20 protein-coding genes and 2 riboswitches are annotated in these 26,197 nt (G+C 61.1%); of the genes, 14 read left to right on the top strand and 6 right to left on the bottom strand.

Features of this window, described 5'->3' with window-relative positions; translation table 11 throughout:
- Nucleotides 1-122 precede the first annotated feature (122 nt).
- Entirely contained in the window at nt 123-3,833 is a 3,711-nt protein-coding gene (gene metH, locus AC07ZE_RS16225; protein WP_207265695.1) for a methionine synthase, read from the bottom strand.
- 155 nt (nt 3,834-3,988) lie between these two features.
- Here metH and AC07ZE_RS16220 point away from each other — a divergent pair, with 155 nt between their 5' ends.
- Both AC07ZE_RS16220 and nfuA read left to right on the top strand, forming a co-directional pair.
- Complete coding sequence (locus AC07ZE_RS16220) at nt 3,989-6,286, top strand: fatty acid cis/trans isomerase (protein WP_207265694.1); 2,298 nt, start codon at nt 3,989-3,991, stop codon at nt 6,284-6,286.
- A gap of 201 nt (nt 6,287-6,487) precedes the next feature.
- Nucleotides 6,488-7,072: a Fe-S biogenesis protein NfuA gene (nfuA, locus tag AC07ZE_RS16215; protein ID WP_008059275.1), complete on the top strand. Its 585-nt coding sequence runs from the start codon at nt 6,488-6,490 to the stop codon at nt 7,070-7,072.
- A 147-nt stretch (nt 7,073-7,219) separates the two neighbouring features.
- Here the strand turns inward: nfuA and cobM are convergent, their stop codons facing one another.
- The 4 genes from cobM to AC07ZE_RS16195 form a co-directional block, all read right to left on the bottom strand.
- A complete protein-coding gene (gene cobM, locus AC07ZE_RS16210) occupies nt 7,220-7,966 on the bottom strand; it encodes a precorrin-4 C(11)-methyltransferase (protein WP_207265693.1) in 747 nt (248 codons plus the stop codon).
- 81 nt (nt 7,967-8,047) lie between these two features.
- Nucleotides 8,048-8,461, bottom strand: coding sequence for a cobalamin biosynthesis protein (locus AC07ZE_RS16205; RefSeq protein ID WP_207265692.1), 414 nt, complete (start codon nt 8,459-8,461; stop codon nt 8,048-8,050).
- Nucleotides 8,458-9,162, bottom strand: coding sequence for a CbtA family protein (locus tag AC07ZE_RS16200; RefSeq protein WP_207265691.1), 705 nt, complete (start codon nt 9,160-9,162; stop codon nt 8,458-8,460). Before AC07ZE_RS16200 ends, AC07ZE_RS16205 begins: the two co-directional genes overlap by 4 nt.
- Nucleotides 9,163-9,173: 11 nt before the next feature.
- Nucleotides 9,174-9,368 (bottom strand): CbtB domain-containing protein, encoded by a 195-nt coding sequence (locus tag AC07ZE_RS16195; RefSeq protein WP_207265690.1) that lies wholly within the window; start codon nt 9,366-9,368, stop codon nt 9,174-9,176.
- A gap of 120 nt (nt 9,369-9,488) precedes the next feature.
- Nucleotides 9,489-9,714: riboswitch (cobalamin riboswitch) on the bottom strand.
- Between the two features lie 176 nt (nt 9,715-9,890).
- Nucleotides 9,891-10,102, top strand: a riboswitch (cobalamin riboswitch).
- Between the two features lie 99 nt (nt 10,103-10,201).
- Here AC07ZE_RS16195 and cobW point away from each other — a divergent pair.
- From cobW to AC07ZE_RS16175, 4 genes are all read left to right on the top strand, one after another.
- Nucleotides 10,202-11,266, top strand: a complete 1,065-nt coding sequence (gene cobW, locus AC07ZE_RS16190) for a cobalamin biosynthesis protein CobW (RefSeq protein ID WP_207265689.1) — start codon at nt 10,202-10,204, stop codon at nt 11,264-11,266.
- Between the two features lie 3 nt (nt 11,267-11,269).
- Nucleotides 11,270-15,112, top strand: coding sequence for a cobaltochelatase subunit CobN (gene cobN / locus AC07ZE_RS16185; protein ID WP_207265688.1), 3,843 nt, complete (start codon nt 11,270-11,272; stop codon nt 15,110-15,112).
- Nucleotides 15,113-15,179: 67 nt separating this feature from the next.
- A complete protein-coding gene (locus AC07ZE_RS16180) occupies nt 15,180-16,193 on the top strand; it encodes a magnesium chelatase ATPase subunit I (RefSeq protein WP_207265687.1) in 1,014 nt (337 codons plus the stop codon).
- A gap of 119 nt (nt 16,194-16,312) precedes the next feature.
- Nucleotides 16,313-16,858, top strand: coding sequence for a vWA domain-containing protein (locus tag AC07ZE_RS16175; protein WP_207265686.1), 546 nt, complete (start codon nt 16,313-16,315; stop codon nt 16,856-16,858).
- Between the two features lie 155 nt (nt 16,859-17,013).
- Here AC07ZE_RS16175 and AC07ZE_RS16170 read toward each other — a convergent pair whose 3' ends face one another.
- Nucleotides 17,014-18,558 (bottom strand): MFS transporter, encoded by a 1,545-nt coding sequence (locus tag AC07ZE_RS16170; protein ID WP_207265685.1) that lies wholly within the window; start codon nt 18,556-18,558, stop codon nt 17,014-17,016.
- 103 nt (nt 18,559-18,661) lie between these two features.
- On the opposite strand from AC07ZE_RS16170, the gene AC07ZE_RS16165 reads away from it, so the two are divergent.
- From AC07ZE_RS16165 to AC07ZE_RS16130, 8 genes are all read left to right on the top strand, one after another.
- On the top strand, nt 18,662-19,528 hold the full coding sequence (locus AC07ZE_RS16165; protein ID WP_207265684.1) for a LysR family transcriptional regulator: 867 nt from the start codon (nt 18,662-18,664) through the stop codon (nt 19,526-19,528).
- Between the two features lie 383 nt (nt 19,529-19,911).
- Complete coding sequence (locus tag AC07ZE_RS16160; RefSeq protein ID WP_207265683.1) at nt 19,912-21,471, top strand: TerC family protein; 1,560 nt, start codon at nt 19,912-19,914, stop codon at nt 21,469-21,471.
- 355 nt (nt 21,472-21,826) lie between these two features.
- Entirely contained in the window at nt 21,827-22,672 is an 846-nt protein-coding gene (locus AC07ZE_RS16155) for a transporter substrate-binding protein (RefSeq protein WP_207265682.1), read from the top strand.
- A gap of 49 nt (nt 22,673-22,721) precedes the next feature.
- A complete protein-coding gene (locus tag AC07ZE_RS16150; protein WP_007941741.1) occupies nt 22,722-23,384 on the top strand; it encodes an amino acid ABC transporter permease in 663 nt (220 codons plus the stop codon).
- Nucleotides 23,385-23,392: 8 nt separating this feature from the next.
- On the top strand, nt 23,393-24,055 hold the full coding sequence (locus AC07ZE_RS16145) for an amino acid ABC transporter permease (protein ID WP_095194698.1): 663 nt from the start codon (nt 23,393-23,395) through the stop codon (nt 24,053-24,055).
- Nucleotides 24,052-24,846 (top strand): amino acid ABC transporter ATP-binding protein, encoded by a 795-nt coding sequence (locus AC07ZE_RS16140; RefSeq protein ID WP_095194699.1) that lies wholly within the window; start codon nt 24,052-24,054, stop codon nt 24,844-24,846. Before AC07ZE_RS16145 ends, AC07ZE_RS16140 begins: the two co-directional genes overlap by 4 nt.
- 30 nt (nt 24,847-24,876) lie before the next feature.
- Nucleotides 24,877-25,266: a RidA family protein gene (locus AC07ZE_RS16135; RefSeq protein ID WP_207265681.1), complete on the top strand. Its 390-nt coding sequence runs from the start codon at nt 24,877-24,879 to the stop codon at nt 25,264-25,266.
- Nucleotides 25,267-25,411: 145 nt separating this feature from the next.
- Entirely contained in the window at nt 25,412-26,176 is a 765-nt protein-coding gene (locus tag AC07ZE_RS16130) for an IclR family transcriptional regulator (protein ID WP_095194701.1), read from the top strand.
- Nucleotides 26,177-26,197: the final 21 nt, after the last annotated feature.

The raw sequence follows: 26,197 nt of genomic DNA, 5'->3' as shown, positions 1-26,197 counted from the left end.
TTGCTCGCGAATACGGTTTTTCATTCAACATAGATGTTGACTGATCTACCGCCTTCGCGAGCAAGCCCGCTCCCACATTAGGTCTGTGTTGACCACATTACTGTGGCCAACACAACGCAGGGTTAGTCGTCGTAACCCAGGTTCGGCGCCAGCCAGCGCTCGGTCACACTCAACTCCTGGCCTTTACGCGACGTGTAGCTCTGCACCTGGTCCTTGTCGATCTTGCCCACGGCAAAGTACTGCGCTTGCGGGTGGGCGAAGTACCAGCCGCTGACTGCCGCCGCCGGGAACATCGCATAGTGCTCGGTGAGGAACACACCGCTGCGGCCGGCACGCATTTCGGCCGCCTCGGGGTCGAGCAAGGCGAACAGGGTGGCTTTCTCGGTGTGATCCGGGCACGCCGGGTAGCCCGGGGCAGGGCGGATACCGGTGTATTGCTCTTTGATCAGCGCCTCGTTGTCGAGGGTTTCGTCCTTGGCGTAACCCCAGTATTCCTTACGCACCTGCTGGTGCAGCCACTCGGCGCAGGCTTCGGCCAGGCGGTCGGCCAGGGCCTTGACCATGATCGAGTTGTAGTCGTCGCCGGCGTCCTGATAGGCCTTGGCCACTTCTTCGGCGCCGATGCCGGCGGTGGTGATGAAACCGCCCACATAGTCAGTGATTTCACTGTCCTTCGGTGCGACAAAGTCCGCCAGGGAGAAGTTCGGCTTGCCGTCGGTCTTGATGATCTGCTGGCGCAGGTGATGCAGCTTGGCCAACGGCTTGCCGTCATCGCCATAGAGTTCGATATCATCGTCGCGCACCTGATTGGCCGGCCAGAAGCCGAATACCGCGCGGGCGCTGATCAGCTTTTCGTCGATCAGTTTGGCGAGCATTTCCTGGGCATCGGCGTACAGCGCAGTGGCGGCCTCACCGACCACTTCGTCCTGGAGGATGCGCGGGAACTTGCCGGCCAGGTCCCAGGAGATAAAGAACGGCGTCCAGTCGATGTATTCGGCCAAGACCTTAAGGTCGATGTTGTCCAGCACCCTGGTGCCGGTGAACGTCGGCTTGACCGGGGTGTAGGTGCTCCAGTCGAACTGCGGCTTTTTCGCAATCGACGCGGCGTAGCTCAGGCGTTCGGTGCGGGCGCTGCGGTTGGCGGTGCGCTCGCGGACTTCGATGTATTCCTCGCGGGTCCTCTCGACGAAACCGGCCTTCAGCTCCTTGGACAGCAGCTGCGTGGCCACGCCCACGGCGCGGGAAGCGTCGGTGACGTACACCACGGCATCGTTGCTGTACTTGGGTTCGATCTTCACCGCCGTGTGCGCCTTGGAGGTGGTGGCGCCACCGATCATCAGCGGCAGGTGGAAATCCTGGCGCTGCATCTCGCGCGCTACGTGCACCATTTCGTCCAGCGACGGCGTGATCAAGCCAGACAGGCCAATGATGTCGCACTTCTGCTCCTTGGCGACCTGGAGAATTTTCTCCGCCGGGACCATCACGCCAAGGTCGACGATGTCGTAGCCGTTACAGCCCAGTACCACGCCGACAATGTTCTTGCCGATGTCGTGCACGTCACCCTTCACGGTGGCCATGAGGATCTTGCCCTTGGCTTCCGGCTTGTCACCTTTTTCCAGTTCGATGAACGGGATCAGGTGGGCCACGGCCTGTTTCATCACACGGGCGGATTTCACCACCTGTGGCAGGAACATTTTGCCGGCGCCGAACAGGTCGCCGACGATGTTCATGCCTGACATCAACGGGCCTTCGATCACTTCGATCGGGCGGGCGAAGGACTGACGGGACTCTTCGGTGTCTTCGACGATGTGGGTGGTGATGCCTTTGACCAGCGCGTGCTCCAGGCGCTTGTTGACGTCCCAGTTGCGCCACTCTTCGGTTTCGGCTTCCTTGACGCTACCGTCGCCCTTGTACTTGTCGGCGATGGCGAGGAGGGCGTCGGTGCCTTCCGGGGTGCGGTTGAGAATCACGTCTTCCACGGCGTCGCGCAGTTCCACCGGGATCTGGTCGTAGATCTCCAGCTGGCCGGCGTTGACGATACCCATGGTCAGGCCGGCGCGGATCGCATACAGCAGGAACACCGAGTGGATTGCCTCGCGCACCGGGTTGTTGCCCCGGAACGAGAACGACACGTTGGACACGCCGCCCGACGTCAGGGCGTACGGCAGCTCGTCGCGGATGTAGGCACAGGCGTTGATGAAGTCCACGGCATAGTTGTTGTGTTCTTCGATACCGGTGGCTACGGCAAAGATGTTCGGGTCGAAGATGATGTCTTCCGGCGGGAAGCCGACTTCGTTGACCAGAATGTCGTAGGAGCGCTTGCAAATCTCTTTCTTGCGCGCTTCGGTATCGGCCTGGCCGGCTTCGTCGAACGCCATCACTACCACGGCGGCACCGTAGCGCTTGCACAGCTTGGCGTGATGGATGAACTGCTCGACACCTTCCTTCATGCTGATCGAGTTGACGATGCCCTTGCCCTGGATGCACTTGAGGCCGGCCTCGATCACTTCCCATTTGGAGGAGTCGATCATGATCGGTACGCGGGAGATGTCCGGTTCACCGGCAATCAGATTGAGGAAGGTCACCATGGCCTTCTTCGAATCGAGCATCCCTTCGTCCATGTTGATGTCGATCACCTGAGCACCGGCCTCGACTTGTTGCAGGGCAACTTCCAGGGCTTCGGTGTAGTTGTCTTCACGGATCAGGCGGGCGAACTTGGCGGAACCGGTAATGTTGGTGCGCTCGCCGACGTTGACGAACAGCGAGTTGCGATCAATGGTGAACGGTTCCAGGCCCGAGAGGCGGCAGGCCTTGGCGATCTCGGGGATTTCCCGCGGCGCATAACCGGCCACGGCCTTGGCGATGGCTTCAATGTGACCCGGGGTGGTGCCACAGCAGCCGCCGACGATGTTCAAAAAGCCGCTTTGCGCGAATTCTTCGATGACCTTGGCCGTTTGCGACGGCAGTTCGTCGTACTCGCCGAACTCGTTCGGCAGGCCGGCGTTCGGGTGCGCGGAAACGTGGGTATTGGCCTTGTTCGACAACTCTTCCAGGTACGGCCGCAATTCACTGGCGCCCAAGGCGCAGTTCAAACCGACCGAGATCGGCCTGGCGTGGGCCACGGAGTTCCAGAACGCTTCGGTGGTCTGTCCGGACAAGGTGCGGCCGGAGGCGTCGGTGATGGTGCCGGAGATCATGATCGGCAATTCGATGCCCAGCTCCTCGAACACGCCTTGCACGGCAAAGATCGCGGCCTTGGCGTTGAGGGTGTCGAAAATGGTTTCGATCAGAATCAGGTCGGCGCCGCCTTCGATCAGGCCTTTGGTGGCCTCGGTGTAGTTCTCCACCAGTTCATCGAAGGTCACGTTGCGGTAGCCGGGATTGTTTACGTCCGGGGACAGCGAGCAGGTACGGCTGGTCGGGCCGAGGACGCCGGCGACGAAGCGCGGCTTGTCCGGGTTCTCGAGGGTTTTCTCATCGGCGACCTTGCGCGCCAGGCGAGCGCCTTCTACGTTCAGTTCGTAGGCCAGTTCTTCCATGCCGTAATCGGCCATGGAAATGCGGGTGGCGTTGAAGGTGTTGGTTTCCAGGATGTCAGCACCGGCATCCAGGTAGGCTTTTTCGATGCCGCCGATCACGTCCGGGCGCGTCAACACCAACAGGTCGTTGTTGCCTTTGACATCGCTCGGCCAGTCAGCGAAGCGTTTGCCACGGTAATCCTGTTCTTCGAGCTTATAGCTCTGGATCATCGTACCCATGCCGCCATCGAGAATCAGGATGCGCTCTTTGAGGGCGTGCTTGAGAGCTTGAAGGCGAACACTGCGATCGGACATTGGGACTACTCGAAAAGACCATGACTAAGGGCCGGGATCATAGCAAACCTGCGCGCTTTTAGAGCATGTTCGGGTTTTGCATGAATATCGCTCATGTTGAAGGGGGCGGCGGACCGGTAGAATCGCGGCGTTTTTCAAGGATCGGGATCAGGGACATGTGGTATCGCGTCGTCATCAGCAGTGTGTTGCTGTTTTCAAGCTGGGGCGCCGTGGCGCAAGACCCGGTTATTTCTTCTTCTATTTCCTACAGCCGCGACATTCAACCGATCTTCACTGAAAAGTGCGTGGCCTGCCATGCCTGCTATGACTCCCCCTGTCAACTCAATCTGGGCAGTGGCGAAGGTGCCGCCCGCGGCGCAAACAAATCCCCGGTCTATGACGGCGACCGCAGTCAGGCCGCGGCACCGACCCGGTTATTTTATGACGCCTTCGGCAAACGCGCCTGGCAGCAAAAGGGCTTCTACTCGGTGCTCGATGCTCAGGGCAGCCAGGCGGCATTGATGGCGCGCATGCTCGAACTGGGTCACCGGACGCCGCTGCAACCCAATGCCAAACTGCCACAAGACATCGCCCTGGGCCTCAACCGCGACAATATGTGCGCCATGCCGGCGGAGTTCGACGGCTACGCCAGTTCCCATCCGAATCAGGGCATGCCGCTGGCAGTCGCCGGGCTCTCCGATCAGCAGTACCAGACCCTGCAGCGCTGGCTGGCGTCCGGTGCGCCCATCGATGAGCAGGGCCTGGTGCCCAGCGCCCGGGAAGCGTTGCAGGTGGTGCAGTGGGAAAACCTGCTCAACGCCCCCGGCGCCCGTCAAAGTCTGGTGGGGCGCTGGTTGTTCGAGCACTGGTTTCTCGCGCACCTTTACTTCAAGGACGGTGAGCCGGGGCATTTCTTCCAGTGGGTGCGCTCGCGCACGCCGACCGGCCAGCCCATCGACCTGATCAATACCCGTCGCCCGAACGACGATCCGGGCACCCAGTTTTATTACCGCTTGTGGCCGGTTCAGGGTGTGATCGTGCACAAGACCCACATCACGTATCCGCTGAGCGCGGCGAAAATGGCCCGGGTCAAAAGCCTGTTCTACAACGGCAACTGGCAGGCCAGCGCCTTGCCGGGCTATGGGCCGGAAAGTCGGGCCAATCCGTTTGCCACGTTCGAGGCAATCCCGGCCCAGGCGCGTTATCAATTCATGCTCGATAACGCCGAGTATTTCGTGCGCACGTTTATTCGCGGCCCGGTTTGCCGGGGGCAAATCGCCACGGACGTGATCCGCGATAACTTTTGGGCGCTGTTCCAGGCGCCCGAGCACGACCTTTATATCACTGACCCGAATTACCGCGGCCAGGCCACGCCGTTGCTGGCGATGCCGGGGCAGAACGACGATGTCGGCAGTGTCCTGAGCCTGTGGCACGACTACCGCGACAAGCGCAACGAGTACGAGGCCTTGCGCCGCGACAGCTACGCCGACCTGCCGGCACCCAGCTGGTCGACCTTGTGGGCCGGCAACGACAATGCACTGTTGAGTATCTTCCGGCACTTCGACAGTGCCGCGGTGACCAAGGGCCTTATCGGCGATGTGCCGCAAACGATATGGCTGTTCGACTTCCCGCTGCTGGAACGTACCTATTATCAGTTGGCGGTGAATTTCGATGTGTTCGGCAACGTCTCCCATCAAGCACAGACACGCCTGTACTTCGACCTGATCCGCAATGGCGCCGAGCAAAACTTCCTGCGCCTGATGCCCGCCGATTCGCGCGATGGCTACCTCGACGACTGGTATCAGAGCAGCGGAAAATTCAAGATGTGGATGGACTACGAGTCCATCGACAACGACAAGCCGACCGCGCTGAAGCTCGATGAAAAAGACACGAAACGCGACTTCGCCATGCAGTTGCTGGCGCGCTATGGCGAACTTGATGCCAGGCCGGATCCGATCAACCGCTGCGACGGTGCCTACTGTTCGCGCCCGAACATCGACCTGGACTTGCAGAGCGCTGAACAGGCCTTGAGTCGTCTGGCGTCACGCCCGGCGGCTGGGCTCAAGGTCATCGATCAATTGCCGGAAGCGACAATGCTGCGCGTCGAAACCGCAAACGGCCAGCGTGTGGTGTACAGCCTGCTGCGCAACCGCGCGCACAGTAACGTGGCGTTTCTGCTCGGCGAGTCGCTGCGTTATCAGCCAGGGCTGGATACCGTGACCATTTTCCCGGGAGTACTCAGCAGTTATCCGAACTTCATGTTCAACATTTCCGCCGGGGAGGTCCCGGCATTTGTGGATGCGATGGAAAACGCCAAGGATGCCGACCGTTTCGAGAAAATCGTCGAGCGTTGGGGGATTCGGCGCAGCCATCCGCAGTTCTGGTTTTACTTTCATGACTTGAGCCGCTACATCCACGAGACCGAGCCGGTGGAAGAGGGCGTGCTGGACATGAATCGCTACGAAAACCTGTAATCAACCGCTGATCCCTTGTGGGAGCGAGCCTGCTCGCGAAGACGGAGTGCCAGTCGCCATCATTGTTGTCTGACACACCGCTTTCGCGAGCAGGCTCGCTCCCACAGGGGATTTGTGGCGAAACTTTCCTGACAAAAATACTAGGACTTTGTCCAGCGCGATGATTGGCGTAAACTGCGCCCAAGCCTGCGAGGAGTTTCCATGACCGCTATTACCATCACCGACGCCGCCCACGATTACCTGGCTGATCTGCTCTCCAAGCAGAACACCCCGGGCATCGGCATCCGCGTTTTCATCACCCAGCCTGGCACCCAGTACGCCGAAACCTGCATTGCCTACTGCAAGCCGGGCGAAGAAAAACCCGAAGACACCGCACTGGGGCTCAAAAGCTTCACGGCTTACATCGATCACTTCAGCGAAGCCTTTCTGGATGACGCGGTCGTCGACTACGCCACCGACCGCATGGGCGGCCAGCTGACCATCAAGGCGCCCAACGCCAAAGTACCGATGGTCAATGCCGACAGCCCGATCAACGAGCGTATCAACTACTACCTGCAAACCGAGATCAACCCGGGGCTGGCCAGCCACGGCGGTCAGGTCAGCCTGATCGATGTGGTCGAAGACGGCATCGCCGTTCTGCAGTTCGGCGGTGGTTGCCAGGGCTGCGGCCAGGCCGACGTGACCTTGAAGGAAGGCATCGAGCGCACCTTGCTCGAGCGCATCCCCGAGCTCAAGGGCGTGCGTGACGTCACTGACCACACGCAGAAAGAAAACGCCTACTACTAAGGTAAGGTGTTCACTGCAAATACAAAAAACGGCGCCCCGTGAGCGCCGTTTTTTTATGGGTGAAATTCACTGACGCCTTCGCGAGCAAGCCCGCGCCCGCAGTTGATCGCATTCCAATGTGGGAGCGGGCCTGCTCGCGAAGAGGGCTTATGGGCGATACAAATGCGCATGCCCGGCGCGATACAGCGACGACTCGCTGAAATGATCACTCCCCAATACTCGCCCCACCAGAATCAACGCCGTGCGCCGAAACCCCTTGGCGGCAACCTTCCCGGCAATATTCCCGAGCGTCCCCACCACCCAATCCTGATCCGGCCAGGTCGCCCGGTGTATGACCGCTATCGGGCAATCCGCGCCGTAATGCGGCAACAACTCGGCAAGGATCTTCTCCAGATGATTGACCCCCAAGTGGATCGCCATGGTCGCCCCATGCTGTGCCAGGCTGCCCAGTTCTTCGCCCACCGGCATGGCGGTTTTGTCGGCATAGCGGGTCAGGATCACGCTTTGTGATACGTCCGGCAACGTCAGCTCTGCGCCCAGTAACGCTGCGCAAGCCGCCGTCGCGGTGACGCCGGGGATGATTTCAAAGGGAATGTCGAACTCACGCAAGTGGCGAATCTGTTCGCCGATGGCGCCATACAGGCTCGGATCGCCAGAATGTACCCGGGCTACGTCCTGACCGTTGTTATGGGCGGTCCTGATCAGGTCGATGATCTGTTCCAGGTGCAATTCGGCGCTGTTGATCACCCTCTGCGCGTGATGACCTTCAAGCACGGCGGTGGGTACCAGCGAGCCGGCATAGATGATGACCGGGCAACTGCGAATCAGCCGCTGGCCTTTGACGGTGATGAGTTCCGGATCACCGGGACCTGCGCCTATGAAGTAGACGGTCATCGTCGGCTCCTGTGAAAAAAGGGGATCGGCAAAGCTTCAGATGAAGATTGCTCATGATTGAAGGCGCGATTATCGGGGATTTTAGGCAGCGCCGGCCAATGCCAGCGTGGCCTGGGCATATTTTTGTCGCGGAATCAGCAGTTTTGCCGGTGCATTGGCCAGTTGTTCGGCCATGGCCAGGGCGGCACTTTCCGCCACGCCATAGCAACCGGTGCGCTCGAAGGCGATCTGCGAATGGTGGCTGAGTTGCAGTTGATAAGCCGCCAGCTGTTCGCTGCTGAAATACATCACCTGCAAGCCAAGTTGCTCGGCCAGTTCGATCAGTGCTGGCTCGTCGCGCTTCAAGTCGATGCTGGCCAGGGCCTTGATCTGATGAAGTTCGATCTGGTTGGCCTGCAGCGCCTGATCGAGCAGCGCACGCAGCGTACTGACGGGGCAGCCGCGCTGGCAGCCCAGGCCGACCACCAGGGTCGGCGCAGCGCCGGTATCAATCATGCGTGGTATTGGCCATCGCTTTTGCGGCGGAACAGCCAGGCGCTGATCAGGCCCAGGGCCAGCCAGAACGCGACGTTGGTCAGTTGCGAAGCGATTTTGAACTGAGTCTCCAGTGCTTGCGGGGCGAGCATCGAGTGCACATCCGGTTGCGGTGCGCCAATCACATGGGGCACGGCAAGGATCGCCACGCCGAGGGCTTTCATCAGCCAGTGGCGGCTGAACGCGATCAGGGCGATGCCGACAGCTGTGGAGGCGGCGGTGAGGATCCACCATAGCTGCCGTTGTGCCAGATCGGCGGCCGCCGTGCCCGGCAATTCAGGCGGCAGGCCGAGGGTCGGCGCCAGCACGAAGGTGGCGTAACCTGCCAGCCCCCAGAGCAGGCCCTGGGACGTTTTGGTCGGCGCGCGCAGGGTGTAGAGACCGGCGAGCATCAGGGCGAAACCGACCGCCACCACCAGATTGCCACCTGTGGTCGACAGCACGCGCTGCCAGCCGTCCTCCGGCTCCCAGGCTTCGCCGTCGTGAGTGTGGGCGGTGACGCCAGCAGCGTGTTCATGCACTTCAACGGCCGCGGGTTCGGATTTTTCGTAAGTCTCGGCCTGCAAAATCAGCGGGGAAACCCAAAGGCTTTGCAGCAGCGTCAGCAACAGGGCGGCCAGCAACCCGGTGAAACCTGCGGTTTGCGCAATACGCTTGATCATGTCTGCAGGTCTCAATGGCACGGGAATGCGGCGCTGTGACGGGTATCGTGAGCGGCGTTGTGGACCGCTTCGATGTGCGAGAAACCGGCGAAATACACAAGGCTGGCGCCGAGGATCGACGCGAGTACGGCGGCGGTCAGGCGTTGGCTCAGGGTTGTGGTGCTACTGGCGGTGGTGCTGTGGTCGGTGCTGCTGATGATCGACATGGCATTTCCCTCTGTTCTGTCAGCGGGGAATCAAAAGCGCATGCAAGATCCCGCGCACGAGCGAGCGCAGGGATTCGAACAGCGCCCGCCCACCGCGGGTTTGTCATTCAGTGATGTTTGGGTCACTTTGTGTTGCGGGCCGGTCTCCGGGCTCACGAGGGGCGCAGGCTTTCGCCTTGACCTGCAAGCATCACCTTCCCATGCCTCATCGGCACAGTGGATCTGACGCTTCGCTCGTTTACCGTTGCGGGGGCAGCACCGGACTGACATGGCTTTAGAGTAAAGCACATGATTCACCGGTTTCCCGTTTCACCCTGTGAAGGGCACCCGTAACAAGACGTGTAGGAGAGCATGGGCAAGGGTGGGGCGTCAATTGGCAGAGGTTCTCATCTTGAAACCGAGGTGAATTCTTCGCGAGCAGGCTCGCTCCAACAGGTGACCGCATTCCAATGTGGGAGCAAGTCTGCTGACGAAGGCGCCGGTGCGGGTGTTACAAGACATTGACCCGCCCTCCTACCATGCGTAGCCTTGCGCTTTCGAGGTTCTTCGGCGTTTGCCGAAGCTAAGAAGGGAACGCGGTCGATGCCGCGGCTGCCCCCGCAACTGTGAACGGTGATGTTCGCTGCCACGCCACTGCACGCTCATGTCCTGAGCCCGCGGGAAGGCGCAGCGAACGCCAGTCCAATGATTGGCACACCGTCAGCCAGGAGACCTGCCTCGATACAGATTCTCACTACAACCGGGCGGGGTGATCCGGTGGCGAACGCTTCCGGCACGCCTGCGCGTTGCCGGTTCTCGTCCCGTATGCCCGCCACCTTGCCAAAGGGCATCCGATGAAAACACTGGCCAAACTCCCCGTCACCATCGTTACCGGCTTCCTCGGCTCGGGCAAAACCACTTTGCTGCGGCACATGCTCGACAATGCCCAGGGCCGCCGCATCGCGGTGATCGTCAACGAGTTCGGCGAGCTGGGCATCGACGGCGAAATCCTCAAGCAATGTTCGATCGGTTGCACCGAAGAAGAAGCGGTTGGCCGGGTCTATGAACTGGCCAACGGTTGCCTGTGCTGCACCGTCCAGGAAGAGTTCTTCCCGGTGATGCGCGAACTGGTTGCCCGTCGCGGCGATCTCGATCACATCCTCATCGAAACGTCGGGTCTGGCCCTGCCTAAACCGCTGGTCCAGGCTTTCCAGTGGCCGGAAATCCGCAGCGCCTGCACCGTTGACGCAGTGATTACCGTGGTCGACAGCCCGGCGGTGGCCGCCGGGACTTTTGCCGCGTTCCCCGATCAGGTCGACGCCCAGCGCAAACTCGACCCGAACCTGGACCACGAATCGCCATTGCACGAACTGTTCGCCGACCAGTTGTCCAGCGCCGACCTGGTGATCCTCAACAAGGCCGACCTGATCAACCCCGAAGACCTGGCCCGCGTGCGCCTGGAAGTTGCCGAGGAACTGCCGCCGGCGGTGAAAGTCATCGAAGCCAGCAACGGTCGTCTGCCGCTGGACGTGCTGATCGGTCTCGGTGCAGGTTCCGAAGAGCACATTGACAGCCGTCACAGCCATCACGACCACCATCATGAAGGCGAAGAAGACGATCATGATCACGATGCTTTCGATTCCATTTCCATCGAATTGCCACAGGCTGACGAAAGCCTGCTGATGGATGCGCTGACCCAACTGGTGGTCCGGCACGGCATCCTGCGGGTCAAGGGCTTCGCTGCGATCCCGAACAAACCGATGCGCCTGCTCATCCAGGGCGTGGGCACCCGTTTCGACAAGCACTTCGACCGTCAGTGGGGCGCTGAAGAAACGCGTATCACCCGGCTGGTGCTGATCGGCCAGGCGTTGGACGCTGCATTGCTCGAAGCGCAATTGCGCGCCGCGCTAAGCGTGTAAGCCATGCACCTGCTCAGGACCCAGCCCGGCGGATTCGTCTCGGATGACAACATTGCCGACCTTGGACAAACCCCCGCCGAGCTGGTGATCCTGTGCAGCGGCGACTCCAGCCTGGCGCTGCTCGCCGAGGCCGCGCAGCAGTTGCCCGAGGATTACCCGAGCGTGCGTCTGGCCAATCCGATGCAGGTACAGAATCACGCCTCGGTCGATCTTTACGTCGATGAAGTACTGCGCCATGCCAAAGTTATTCTGATCTCGCTGCACGGCGGCATCGCCTATTGGCGTTACGGCATCGAGCGTCTGGTGGAGTTGTCGCAAAATGGTGTGCAACTGATTCTGGTCCCGGGCGATGACCGTCCGGACCCGGAACTCAGCGACCTGAGTACCGTGCCGCCTGAAGACCGCGACCGGCTCTGGCACTTCCTGCGCCAGGGTGGCATGGCCAATGCCCTGGACTTGTTTCGCTGTCTGGGCAATCGCTGGCTGGGTCGCGATTACCCATGGTCCGAGCCGCAAACCTTGCCGCGCACGGCGATTTACCACCCGCAAACAAGCCCCGCGACGCTGCAGGATTGGCAAGCTGACTGGCAGGCCGATCTGCCCGTAGCGGCGGTGCTGTTCTATCGCTCGCACCTGCAAGCGGCGAACACCGCTTTCATCGATGTGTTCTGCCAGCGTTTGCAAGCGGCGGGGCTGAACCCGCTGCCGATTGCACTGGCCAGTTTGAAAGAGCCCGGTTGCCTCTCGGTGGTCGAGGACTGGCTGGATGAAGTCGAGGCGGGGGTGATTCTCAACACCACTGGTTTCGCGCAATCGAGCCCCGAAGCGCCGCACCTGCGACCGTTTCGCCGCAACATCCCAGTGATTCAGGCCATTTGTGCCCAGGACAACGAGCCGGGCTGGCGCGCCAGCGAGCAGGGCCTCGGACCCCGGGATCTGGCGATGCACATCGCGCTGCCGGAACTGGACGGACGCATCATCAGCCGACCGATCAGTTTCAAGGATCTGGCCTGGCGCAGTGAGCGCAGTCAGTCCGACGTGGTCTGCTATCGGCCACAACCCGAGCGCATGGACTTTGTCGCCGAACTGGCGCGGCGCTGGATCGATCTGGCGCGTCTGCCTAATGCGGAAAAACGCGTGGCGCTGATCCTCGCCAATTACCCGACCCGAGATGGACGTATCGGCAATGGTGTGGGCCTGGATACCCCGGCTGCGGCGTTGAATATCCTGCGAGCGCTTCATCAAGAAGGTTATCCGCTGCCGGCCGAATTGCCGGACAGTGGTACTGCGCTGATCCAGCAATTGCTCGGCGGCGTCAGCAACGATCTGGAAACAATCGACCAACGTCCGTGCCAGCAAAGTCTGGCCATGGACGAATACCTGACAATGTTCAACGCACTGCCTGAAGTCAATCGCCTGGCGGTGCAAGAGCGTTGGGGGGCGCCGGAAAGCGACCCTATGTGCCGGGACGATCGAATGATGATCGCCGGGTTGCGTTTCGGCCTGACCTTCGTCGGTATTCAACCGGCGCGGGGTTATCAGGTCGATCCGAGTGCGGTGTATCACGACCCGGACCTGGTGCCGCCCCACGGCTATCTCGCGTTCTATTTCTGGTTGCGCAACACCTACGGCGCCCATGGCGTGATCCACGTCGGCAAGCACGGCAACCTCGAATGGTTGCCGGGCAAAGGCGTCGGCCTTTCGCAAAGCTGCTGGCCGGACGCGCTGCTCGGGCCGTTGCCGAACATCTATCCATTCATCGTCAACGATCCGGGCGAGGGCGCCCAGGCCAAGCGCCGCACCCAGGCGGTGATCATTGACCACTTGATGCCGCCGCTGACCCGCGCCGAAACCTACGGACCGCTGCGCAACCTGGAGCTGCTGGCCGACGAGTATTACGAAGCACAACTGCTCGACCCGCGCCGCGCCCGTGAGTTGCAACGGGACATCCTGCAACTGGTGCGCGAGACTCACATCGACCGTGAACTGCAGCTTGAAGAGCAGCTGGACAGCGACGCCGATGCGGCGATCTGGCTGCCGCGGCTGGACACTTACCTGTGCGACTTGAAAGAGTCGCAGATCCGCGATGGATTGCACGTTTTCGGCGAATCACCGGCCGGGCGTCTGCGCATTGACACCTTGCTTGCGCTGCTGCGTATTCCCCGGGGCGATGGGCGCGGGGCGCAATCGAGTCTGTTGCGGGCGTTGGCCAAGGCCTTTGAACTTGGGTTCGATCCGTTGGACTGTGCGTTGGCCGAGCCTTGGAGTGGACCGCGTCCAGTGGGATTGCTGACGCTCAACAATGAAGTCTGGCGTACGGCAGGCGATACCCGCGAACGTCTCGAGCTGTTCGCCACAAAATTGATCTCGCAGGTGGTGAATGCCCCCTGTGGGAGCCAGCCGGCTGGCGATCGAGTATCAGCCACATTGATGTCGACTGACACTCCATCGCCAGCAGGCTGGCACCCACAGGAAGCGGGTTGGTCTGAGGTGCAAGCCATCCTCGACAACCTGCGCGAAGTGGTCGCACCACGTCTGGACGCCTGCGGCCCGGCAGAAATGCGCGGTTTGCTCGATGCCCTCAGCGGTCGTTTCGTGCCCGCCGGCCCCAGCGGCGCACCGAGTCGCGGGCGCCTGGATGTGCTGCCGACCGGACGTAATTTTTACTCGGTAGATGTGCGCAACCTGCCGACCACTACCGCATGGCGCATCGGTTTCCAATCGGCCAACCTGATTCTTGAGCGCCACTTGCAAGACCACGGCGATCATTTGCGCCAGCTCGGTCTGTCGGTATGGGGCACCGCTACCATGCGCACCGGCGGCGATGACATCGCCCAGGCCATGGCGCTGATGGGGGTGCGTCCTGTCTGGGCCACTGGCAGTCAGCGGGTCGATGACTTCGAGATTCTGCCGTTGAGCCTGCTTGATCGGCCACGGGTGGATGTGACGTTGCGCGTGTCCGGTTTCTTTCGCGACGCCTTCGCCAACCTCATCCGCTTGTTCGACGCCGCGGTGCAGGCCGTCGCCGCGCTGGATGAGCCGGACGATCTCAACCCCTTGGCGGCCAAAGTGCGCGCCGAACATGAAGCGTTATTGCAAGCGGGCCTTGATGAAGATGCCGCGCGGCGTCAGGCCGGCTGGCGTATTTTTGGGGCCAAACCCGGTGCCTATGGGGCCGGGGTGCAGGGCGCCATCGATGGTCGCCTGTGGCAGAGCCGCGAGGATCTGGCCGAGGTGTATTTGAACTGGGGCGCTTATGCCTACGGCGGTTCAGACGAAGGCACAGCGGCCCGAGATCAGTTCGCCCAGCGTCTGAGCCAGGTGCAAGCGGTGCTGCAAAACCAGGACAACCGTGAGCACGACCTGCTCGACTCCAATGACTATTACCAGTTCCAGGGCGGCATGCTGGCCGCCGTGGAAAGCCTCAGTGGCGAAGTGGCGGCCAGTTATCACGGTGATCACAGTCAACCGGACCTGCCGAAGATCCGCACGCTGAAGGAAGAACTGAACCGAGTTATCCGCTCACGGGCGGCCAATCCGAAGTGGCTGGAGGGCGTCAAGCGTCACGGCTATAAAGGCGCATTCGAAATGGCGGCGACGGTCGATAACCTGTTTGCCTTCGACGCCACCACCCGATTGATCGACGATCATCAGTATGCGTTGCTGGCCGATGCCTATCTGCTCGACCCAGGCACCCGGGATTTCGTGCGCGAACACAACCCCCATGCCTTGCGCGATATGACCGAGCGCATGCTCGAAGCACAGCAGCGGGGGATGTGGAAGGAACCGGGTGAGTATCGCGAGGCCCTGGAAAACTTGTTGTTGGATATAGAAGAAGACAGTTAAAACACCGCATCCCCTTGTGGGAGATAAAGGTGGCTGTGAAATTACCGACCATGAACGAGTATTGAAGATGACCGACACCCCGCATTTCCCCCTCTCTGCCGTGGTCGGCGCCGATGACTTGAAACTCGCGCTGTACCTGACCGCCATCGACCCGAAGATCGGCGGCGTGCTGATCGAAGGCCCCCGCGGCATGGCCAAATCGACCCTGGCCCGAGGCCTGGCGGACCTGCTCGCCAGCGGTCAGTTCGTCACCTTGCCGCTGGGTGCCACTGAAGAGCGCCTGGTCGGTACCCTCGACTTGGATGCTGCCCTGAGCGAAGGGCGCGCACAATTTTCCCCCGGCGTGTTGGCCAAGGCTGATGGCGGCGTACTTTACGTCGATGAAGTCAATCTGCTGCCCGATCACCTGGTCGATCTGCTGCTCGACGTCGCCGCCAGCGGCACCAATCTGGTCGAGCGCGACGGTCTCTCCCACCGGCATTCGGCGAAGTTCGTGCTGATCGGCACCATGAACCCGGAGGAGGGTGAGTTGCGCCCGCAACTGCTCGATCGCTTTGGTTTGAACGTTGCCCTCAGCGGTCATACCGCACCCACCGAGCGCGGCCAGATCATCCGTCGACGACTGGATTTCGATAACGATCCCCAAGGTTTTTGTGCCGAGTGGGAAAGCCGGCAGCAAGCCTTGCGCGCGCGTTGCCAGCAGGCGCGTAGCGCATTGACGAAGATTCCCCTCGACGATGCAGCGCTGGAGCAGATTACCGAGCGCTGCTTTGCCGCTGGTGTCGATGGCCTGCGCGCCGACCTGGTCTGGCTGCGTGCGGCGCGCGCGCACGCCGCGTGGCGTGGGGCGAGTGCCATTGCCGAGGAAGATATCGACGCCGTCGCCGAGTTTGCCTTGCGCCATCGCCGTCGCGAGCACACGCCTGCGGCATCACAACCCAACCAGTCTCCATCCAGCCACGATCGATCAAGGCAAAGGGCCAACCCGAGCGAAGGGCAGGGGCAATGGGGTGAAATGCCCGCCCAGGCACTGGCGACGGGTGCCCGACGTGAAGTGCCGAGCTGGCCAAAAAAGCCCTAGGCATTCGCCCTCGATTTGATGCGGGGGCGAATGCCAGACCCCGCGCCGGACGACTGGACAACGGCAAGCAGGGTAAGCGTCACGCTGCTCGAAGCGGTTCGGTCAATTGGCCCGGCACATTGCTCAACGGCCGGCCTCGTCAGCATTCCGATCTGGTTTTTCAACTGCGAACCCGCTCGCCCCATGAGCTGTGGCTGGTGATCGTCGATGCGTCGGCTTCGACCCGTCGTCATCAAGCGCTAAGTGATGCAAAGGGGCTGCTGGCGCAACTGTTCGACGACGCCTACCGCCAACGCGCGCGCCTGGCGTTGCTGACAGCCAGTGGTTCGTTGCCGAAGTGGCAGGTGCAAGGTTTGAAAGCCTCCAGCGGTTTACGCCACTGGCTCGATGGGCTTGGCGCGGGTGGCGGCACGCCGTTGCTGGCGGCGTTGGGGGAGGCGGGGCACTGGCTGGCTGCGCGGCAGAAGCGTTTTCCGGCGGAGCAGCAGCGGTTGCTGTTGGTGACTGATGGTCGGTTGAAGGACTGGCCGGCATTGCCCGCACTCGATTGTCCGGGGCTGGTAATCGACATTGAACGTGGACCGATTCGCCTTGGGCGTAGCAGGGTACTGGCGACGCAACTGCAGTCCGAATATCGGCATATCGATGAGCTGATACCAGGCTGAGTTCTTTGTTGCCTGTGCAGGCCTAATCGCCAGCAGGCTGACTCTCACAGTGATTCGGGTGAGACACAGCATTCATAAACGCCGTTTTCCCCTGTGGGAGCCAGCCTGCTGACGAAGAGGGCTGCACATTCAAAGATGAAAGCGCCAGGTACGCGTCATTCAGGTACCAGCACTGTCCGGGGCGCAGGGATCGGATTGCGCATCAGCGTGCCGACCACCAGCGCGGCCAGTAATCCTGCCAGTCCAGCGACCCACAGCAACAGGCTGAAGCCGCCGACAAACGCCAGGTGCGCCAGCGGCTCGACCACCGACCGTGCGGCTTGTGGCAACAGGCTCATGGCCGCCGGCATGTCACCGGCCACCACCCGTGAGGCGACGCCCTGAGTGTGTTCCAGCCACTGCCCGCCCTGTGCCGACAGGTTGTCGTGCAGCAACTGTTCGCTATGGCCCGACAGCAAGGCGCCATAGACCCCGATTGCCAGCATCACTGCACTGAAACGCATGGTGGTGCTCATGCCCGACGCCATGCCGGTGCGCTCCCGGGGTACGCAAGCCATGATATTTTTCTGCGTGTCGCCATTGAGCAACCCGGCACCGGCACCGGTCACGGCAATCGCCAGGGCGAAGGGCAGGTAGCCGCCGCTGTTGACCGCCCAGGCGCTGAGCAGGTTGCCGCAACCCACCAGCGTCAGCCCGAGCGCCATCATGTTTGCCGGGTGAACACGTCCCGCCAGCCGTGCGCCGATGCGCGGGAAGATCAACATGGTCACGGCAAACGGCAGCATGCCCAGTCCAGCGGAAATGGCAGTAAAGCCCAGGCCGTTCTGCAAGTAGAACGGCAGCATGGTCATCATTACCTGGGCACACGCGGCGTAGGAGAACATGCCGAGCAAGGCGCCGATGAAGCGCGGGTACCTGAACAGTTGCAAGTCGATCATCGGTCGCTGTTGCACGCGTTCGATCACCACGAACAAGCCCAGCAACAGGGCACCGCCCACCAGGCGTGCATAGGTCACGGGGTTATTCCACCCGATCCGGTTGGCTTCGATCAGCCCCCAGATCAGGCACAACAGACTGGCACTGAAGGCGAGGCTGCCCCAAGGGTCGAGGCGGGCGGCCTGGGCATCGCGGGATTCCGGCACTGCGCGCCAGACCATGTACATGAGGAGCAGGCCGACCGGCAGGTTGAGGTAGAAAATCCAGCGCCAGCCGACGAATTCAGTGATCAACCCGCCCAAGGTCGGCGCCGCCGTCATGGCCACGCCCATGCAACCGCCCCAGAACGCCCAGGCCTTGGCCCGTTCCACTTCATCGTGGAAGGTGTGGCCGATGGAGGCCAGCGCAGAGGTCAGCAGCAGCGCGGCACCGACGCCCTTGATCGCTCGTGCGATATCCAGAAACAGTGCGCTCGGCGCCGCACCGCAACCCAGCGAGGCCAGGATGAAGATAGCCAGCCCCCACATCAGGGTTTTCTGCCGGCCAAAGCGGTCGGCCAGGCTGCCGGCGGGCAGCAGCAAGGCGGCAAAGGCCAGCATGTAGGCACTGACCACCCATTCGATATCAGCGAAATTCGCCTTTAGATCCCGAGCGATGCTGGGCAAGGTAACGGCGACGATATTAGTGTCCAGCACAATCAGCGAACACACGGCTGAGGCGGTGAGCAATGTCAGACGCGGGCTTACCTTGGGTTTGACGGACATGGCAGACGTTCTCTACTGTGAGGTGATGTGCAGCTTATCGCTGGCTGGCAGTCTATTTGTTAGGCGCGCATCATCACTTCATTACCTTTGAGCTAACGCACCGATGGACATCCGCCACTTCCGCTACTTCCTCGCCGTCGCCCGGCAGCGCAACTTCACCCGTGCCGCCGAGCAATTGGGCATTGCGCCGCCGACCTTGACCCGGCAGATCCAGGACATGGAAGCGGAACTGGGCGCGCGCCTGTTTCTGCGCCAGGCGCGGGATGTCAGCCTGACCGAGGCCGGCGCGGCGCTGGTGATCGAGGCCGAGGCCACGGTGCGCCAGTTCGAGTCGGCCCAACGCAACGCCCAACGCGCCGGTCGTGGCGATATCGGCCACATCGAACTGGGTTATGTGGCCTCGGCGGTGTATTCCGGGGCGCTGCAAAAGCAGGTTCAGGCATTTGCCGGCCAATACCCGGATGTCAGCCTCAACGTTCGGGAAAGCCCCATGGCCAGCCTGCCGAATATGATCCTTGAGGGGCGCTTCGATTTGGGTTACATCCGCTGCCCGCTGGCGTTGCCCGAGGGGATCGAGAGTGTTCGTTTGACTGATGAAGGTTTTGTTCTGGCGCTGCCGGCGGACTCGTGGCTAAACCGCTTGCCGGAGATCAATTCGGCACACCTGCAAAATGAAAACTTCATCCTCCCGGAGCAAGTCGTCGGTACGTTGCAGGTCGCCAGTCAAGGTGGTTTCGTGCCGAAACTGGGGGCGCAGCCGGGTGGCTTGGTGGCGGTGATTGCCCTGGTGTCCCTGGGCCAGGGCGTGGCGGTGGTGCCGGAGTCGGTGGTCGGGCATGTCAGTTTGCCGAATGTGGTTTATCGGCAGATCAAGGATTGCAATGTGACGTCTTGGCTGGCGTTGATTCATCGGCGGTTTGAGAAGTCTGCGGCGGTGAACAGGTACATCGAGCGTGTGAAAAAAGGCTAGGAGCAAAAGCTTCGCGAGCAAGCCTGCTCCCACAGTGGGTCTGTGTCGTTCACAAATCCTGTGGGAGCGAGCCTGCTCGCGAAGACGACCTTCAGAGCAACCGGGTTTTGGATTTGCTACAGATCTTGAAATGATTTCCGGCTGTAGGAATTGTCACTATCACCTGTACGATTCAAGGACTTTTTCCTTTCAGGACTTGCATGAACACCCTCACGGAGCCCCCCAGTAATCCTTCCTCCTCGCGCCAACGCGCGATCTCGACGCATGTGAAATACCCGGTCTTCAGGCCTCCGATTACCCCCGACATTGCAGCTCCACGGCCCCTGCGCCGCGCCTTGCCGTGCCCGGCATTCTGAATTCACTGAAGAGATCGAGACATTTTTATGGAATGGTTAGCCGACCCCACCGCATGGCTGGGCTTGTTGACGCTGATTGTGCTGGAGCTGGTGCTCGGCATCGACAACCTGGTGTTTATCGCCATCCTCGCGGACAAGTTGCCGCCGGAGCAGCGCGACCGTGCGCGCTTGATCGGTTTGTCCCTGGCGTTGTTGATGCGCCTGGGCCTGCTGGCCAGTATTTCCTGGCTGGTGACCCTGACCCAGCCACTGTTCGAGGTGTTCGACAAGAGCTTCTCCGGGCGTGACCTGATCATGCTGTTCGGCGGTGTGTTCCTGTTGTTCAAAGCCACCATGGAGCTGCATGAGCGCCTTGAAGGCCATGTTGGCCAGCGTTCATCCAGCACGACCTACGCACTGTTCTGGCCGATCGTGGCGCAGATCGTGGTGCTGGATGCGGTGTTCTCCCTCGACGCGGTGATTACTGCGGTGGGCATGGTCGATGAGCTGGCGGTGATGATGATCGCGGTGATCATTTCCATCGGCCTGATGATCGTCGCCAGCAAGCCGCTGACCCGTTTCGTCAACGCGCACCCGACAGTGATCATGCTGTGCCTGGGCTTCCTGATGATGATCGGCTTTGCGCTGACCGCCGAAGGTCTGGGCTTCCACATTCCGAAGGGCTATCTGTATGCGGCCATCGGTTTCTCGATCCTGATCGAGGTGTTCAACCAGATCGCCCGGGCACGGCGCAAGCGCTCGATGCAGGGCCTGCGACCGATGCGCGAACGCACTGCCCATGCGGTGATGCGTTTGCTCGGCGGACGCAAGCTTGCAGTGGAAGAGGTGGGTGAAGAGATTGCCGACATGCTGGACGACGGCGAGACACAGAGCGAGGAACTCTTCGATCGTCGTGAGCGGGTGATGATCAGTGGTGTGCTGCAACTGGCCGAGCGACCGATCCGCACCCTGATGACTGTGCGTGCCGACGTCGATCACATTGATCTGGCCGATAATGCCGAGGCGATTCGCATGCGGTTGATGCATTCGTCGTATTCGCGTCTGCCGTTGATTCGCGACGGTGCGGTGGATGAACCGTTGGGCTTCGTGCACAAGAAGGAGCTACTGAAGGAGTTCCTGGCCGGCAATCAACCCGACCTTGCACACCTGGCACGCCAGACCATCAATTTGCTGGACAGCTATTCGATCCTCAATGCCCTGGAGCAGATGCGCAAGGCGTCGACCCACATCGCGTTCGTGGTCAATGAATTCGGCGATTTCGTTGGCGTGTTGACCATGACCGACATTCTCGAATCGATTGCCGGCGAGCTGCCGGACGCCAGCGAAATCGAAGGGCCGGACGTGGTCGAGGAGAAGGGCGGGTTCCTGGTCAGCGGCGCCTTGAACCTGGCGCGGGTGCGTCAGCGCACCGGGTTTGCAGCAGAACCGACCGAGGACTATCAGACCCTGGCCGGGCTGGTAGTGAGCTTGCTGGATCGCTTGCCGATCAAAGGTGACAGCCATGAGTGGGAAGGATGGCGGGTGACGGTGATGTCGGTGCAAGAGCGACGGGTCACGCGGGTATTCCTGGCGCGTATTGGCGAGTGATGTGTCGTCTGGCGTGACGCCCCCAGGCTATTCAGGCTGCGCTTTCACGAGGTGCCCGACAGGAAACGGGTCAACCTCGTGCTCACCGTTATCCCCGGGCGAAACCTTCGATTGAGTAGCCCCCTCGCACCAAATGTGAACCTGCTACCCGCTGAAAGTAGCCAATGGTAGCGCTCTCGTGGCCGTGCCTTGCGTAGCACCGTCTGGTGTTTTTTTCGCATCCCTCTGATTCATAACACTTTCCAATATGCACAAGACGCCACTCTTTTCCTGTGGCACACTTTCTGCTGTCTATTCCGCTGTTACATACTAGGTTCCGGTATAGCGGAATAAACATCATCCTGGAGTGCTTGCCATGCGTCGACCTTCCTTGTTCAAAACGTGTGTTTTTTTATTTGCAGCCTCTGCTGCTGCCATGGGCGTGGCCCAGGCGGCGGACAGTAAGCTCGATAGCGTCCTGGCCCGCGGCAAACTGATTGTGGGCACCGGCAGTACCAATGCGCCGTGGCACTTCCAAGGGGCGGATGGCAAGTTGCAGGGCTTCGATATCGATATCGCGCGCATGGTGGCCAAGGGGCTGTTCAACGATCCGAGCAAGGTCGAGTTTGTGGTGCAATCGTCCGATGCACGGATTCCCAACCTGCTGACCGACAAGGTCGACATGAGCTGCCAATTCATCACCGTGACCGCCAGCCGTGCCCAGCAGGTAGCGTTCACCCTGCCGTACTACCGCGAAGGCGTCGGTTTGCTGTTGCCGGCCAACAGCAAGTACAAGGAAATCGACGACATGCAGGCCGCGGGTGACAGCGTCACCGTGGCAGTGCTGCAAAACGTGTATGCCGAAGAACTGGTGCATCAGGCGTTGCCCAAGGCCAAGGTCGATCAGTACGACAGCGTGGATCTGATGTATCAGGCGGTGAACTCGGGACGCGCCGACGCGGCGGCCACCGATCAGTCGTCGGTCAAATACCTGATGGTGCAGAACGCAGGGCGCTATCGCAGCCCGGCCTACGCCTGGAGCCCACAGACCTACGCCTGCGCGGTCAAGCGTGGCGATCAGGACTGGCTGAACTTCGTCAACACCGCCCTGCATGAAGCCATGACCGGCGTGGAGTTCCCGACTTACGCGGCATCGTTCAAACAGTGGTTCGGTGTCGATCTGCCATCGCCGAAAATCGGTTTCCCCGTCGAATTCCAATGATCCTGTGAGAGCGGGGCGGTGAATCGCCCCGCTCAAGGTACTGCCGACCATGAACTATCAGTTGAACTTTGCCGCCGTGTGGCGCGATTTCGACACCTTGCTGGCGGGGCTCGGTCTGGGCCTCGAACTGGCGCTGGTGTCGATCGCCATCGGCTGCGTGATCGGCCTGCTGATGGCGTTTGCTTTGCTGTCGAAGCACCGCGCGCTGCGGGTGCTGGCTTCGGTGTATGTCACGGTGATCCGTAACACGCCGATTCTGGTGTTGATTCTGTTGATCTATTTCGCCTTGCCGAGCCTGGGCATTCGCCTGGACAAGATTCCTTCGTTCATCATCACCCTGTCGCTGTATGCCGGGGCGTACCTGACCGAAGTGTTCCGCGGCGGCCTGCTGAGCATTCCCAAGGGCCAGCGCGAAGCCGGCCTGGCGATTGGCCTGGGCGAGTGGCAGGTCAAGGCTTACGTCACTGTGCCGGTGATGTTGCGCAACGTGTTGCCGGCCTTGTCGAACAACTTCATTTCGCTGTTCAAGGACACCTCGCTGGCGGCGGCGATTGCCGTGCCGGAGCTGACCTATTACGCGCGCAAGATCAATGTCGAGAGCTACCGGGTGATTGAAACCTGGCTGGTGACCACGGCGCTGTATGTGGCGGCCTGTTACCTCATTGCCATGATGCTGCGATACCTCGAACAGCGTCTGGCGATCCGCCGATAGGAGGCCCCATGTACGAATCCCCCAGTTGGTTGCATGAGTTGTGGGTTGCACGGGAACCCTTGTGGCAAGGCTTCTTGACCAGTGTGCAGGTGTCGGCGCTGGCGATTTTGCTCGGCACGGTGCTCGGTGTTTTCGCCGGATTGGTGCTGACCTACGGCAAGTTCTGGATGCGTGCACCGTTTCGTTTTTACGTCGATGTGATTCGCGGCACGCCGGTGTTTGTGCTGGTGCTGGCCTGCTTCTATATGGCGCCGGCGCTGGGCTGGCAGATCAGCGCGTTCCAGGCGGGTGCCTTGGGGCTGACGCTGTTTTGCGGCTCCCACGTCGCCGAGATCGTGCGCGGCGCGTTGCAGGCACTGCCGCGCGGGCAGATGGAAGCGAGCAAGGCCATCGGCCTGACCTTCTATCAGGCGCTCGGTTACGTGCTGCTGCCCCAGGCGCTGCGGCAGATCCTGCCGACCTGGGTCAACTCGTCCACCGAGATCGTCAAGGCGTCCACGCTGCTGTCGGTGATCGGCGTGGCCGAGCTGCTGCTCAGCACCCAACAGATCATCGCCCGGACCTTCATGACCCTGGAGTTCTACCTGTTCGCCGGGTTTCTGTTCTTCGTCATCAACTACGGCATCGAATTACTCGGCCGGCACATTGAAAAGCGGGTGGCCTTGCCATGACTCAGACTCCAATCAACCCACAAAACGGCCAACCTTTGCTGGACATTCGTGGCCTGCACAAGCAATACGGCCCGCTCGAAGTGCTCAAGGGCGTGGACCTGACCATGCAGCGCGGCAACGTCGTGACGCTGATCGGTTCCAGCGGTTCGGGCAAGACCACGCTGCTGCGTTGCGTGAACATGCTCGAGGAGTTCCAGGGCGGGCAGATCCTGCTCGACGGCGAATCCATCGGCTATGACGAGATCAACGGCAAACGCATCCGCCACCCGGAAAAAGTCATCGCCCGCCATCGCGCCATGACCGGCATGGCGTTCCAGCAGTTCAACCTGTTCCCGCACCTCACCGCATTGCAAAACGTCACCCTGGGCTTGCTCAAGGTGAAAAAGCTGCACAAGGACGAAGCCGTGGCCCTGGCGGAAAAATGGCTGGAGCGGGTCGGCCTGCTGGAGCGCCGCGATCACTACCCCGGTCAGTTGTCCGGTGGCCAGCAGCAACGCGTGGCGATCGCCCGGGCGATTGCGATGAACCCGAGCCTGATGCTGTTCGACGAAGTCACCTCGGCCCTGGACCCGGAACTGGTCAGCGAAGTGCTCAATGTGATCAAGGGCCTGGCGGATGACGGCATGACCATGCTGCTGGTGACCCACGAAATGCGCTTTGCCTTTGAAGTCTCGGACAAGATCGTTTTCATGAATCAGGGGCGCATCGAAGAGCAGGGACCGCCCAAGGAACTGTTCGAGCGCCCGCAATCGCCACGACTGGCGGAATTTCTCAAAAGCACGCGTTTTTGAGTTTTGAATTTTCAATCAGGAGAAACACTCATGAGCATCACTCGTTACGGCACCGGCAGCAGCGCCGCTGGCGGTACGCCTCGTCCTTTCGCCCGCGCCGTTGAAGCCGATGGCTGGCTGCACGTCTCCGGCCAGGTGCCGGCGTTGGATGGCGAGATCATTGTGGGTGGCATCGTCGAGCAGACCCACCAGACCATGAAGAATCTGATCGCGATACTCGAAGAGGCCGGTTATGGCCTGGAAGATGTGGTGCGTGCCGGGGTGTGGCTGGACGATCCGCGGGATTTCACCAGTTTCAACAAGGTCTTCGCCGAGTACTTCAAGCCCGAACACGCCCCGGCCCGGGCCTGTGTGCAGGCGAGCATGATGGTCGACTGCAAGGTTGAGATCGACTGCATCGCGTACAAGAAAAAGGCCTGAACCGAGGTGGCTTCATCGCCAGCAGGCTGGCTCCCACAGGGGAACGCATTCCAAAGGTGGGAGCCAGCCTGCTGGCGATGGCGGCCTGACTGTCGTCGCAACACTCGCGGTAAACTCCCGGCGAATTTAGATGGAAACCACTGATATGACCGAAGACACCATCAAGCGCCGGGCGCGCGGTCTGGACCGGGCGTTCGATATCCTCGATTTCCTCAAGGAGATCGGCCAGCCCCTGCGCCCGAACGAAATCGCCAGCGGCATCGGCAGCCCAAAATCCACGGTTTATGAACTGGTTGCCTCGCTGCTGGAACGACGGATCCTGGAGCCGGTCGGCAAGGACGGCCACGTGTACCTCGGCCGTCAGCTGTACTTCCTCGGCCAGGCGCATTTGCGCCATTTCGACCTGACCCGCGAGGCCGATCACGCCTTGCAGGACATCGTCAGCCAGACCCGTGAAACCGCGCAGATGTGCCTGCTCAACGGGCGCAAGTACACCGTGGCGCTGATGAAGGAGGGGGAGCGGCATTTCCGCATTTCCTCGGACATCGGCGAGAACGCGCCGATCCCCTGGACTGCGTCCGGGCGCCTGTTGCTGGCGCACCTGAGTGACCAGGAAATCGTCGACCTGATCGACCACGACGACTTTATCCTGCCCAACGGCGATCGCCTGGAGCTTGCGCAGTTTCTGAAGGAAATCCGTCAGGCCGGTATCGACGGCTTTTTCTCTTTCGACAGCGTGGCCGACACCTTTACCCATTGCTTCGCCGCCCCGGTCAAAGACCCGAACGGCGTGGCCATTTGCACCCTGTGCATCGTCGCGCCGCGCGCCGATGCCAAGACTCATTACAACGACTACCGCCGGGTTCTGATCGAAAGCGCGAACAGCCTGGCCCGTCGTATCAACGAATAACAGCGGCTGCCTGCAGCCGCG

This window comes from Pseudomonas sp. GW101-3H06 (assembly GCF_059424605.1).
This window is presented reverse-complemented; position numbering and strand designations above follow the sequence as displayed.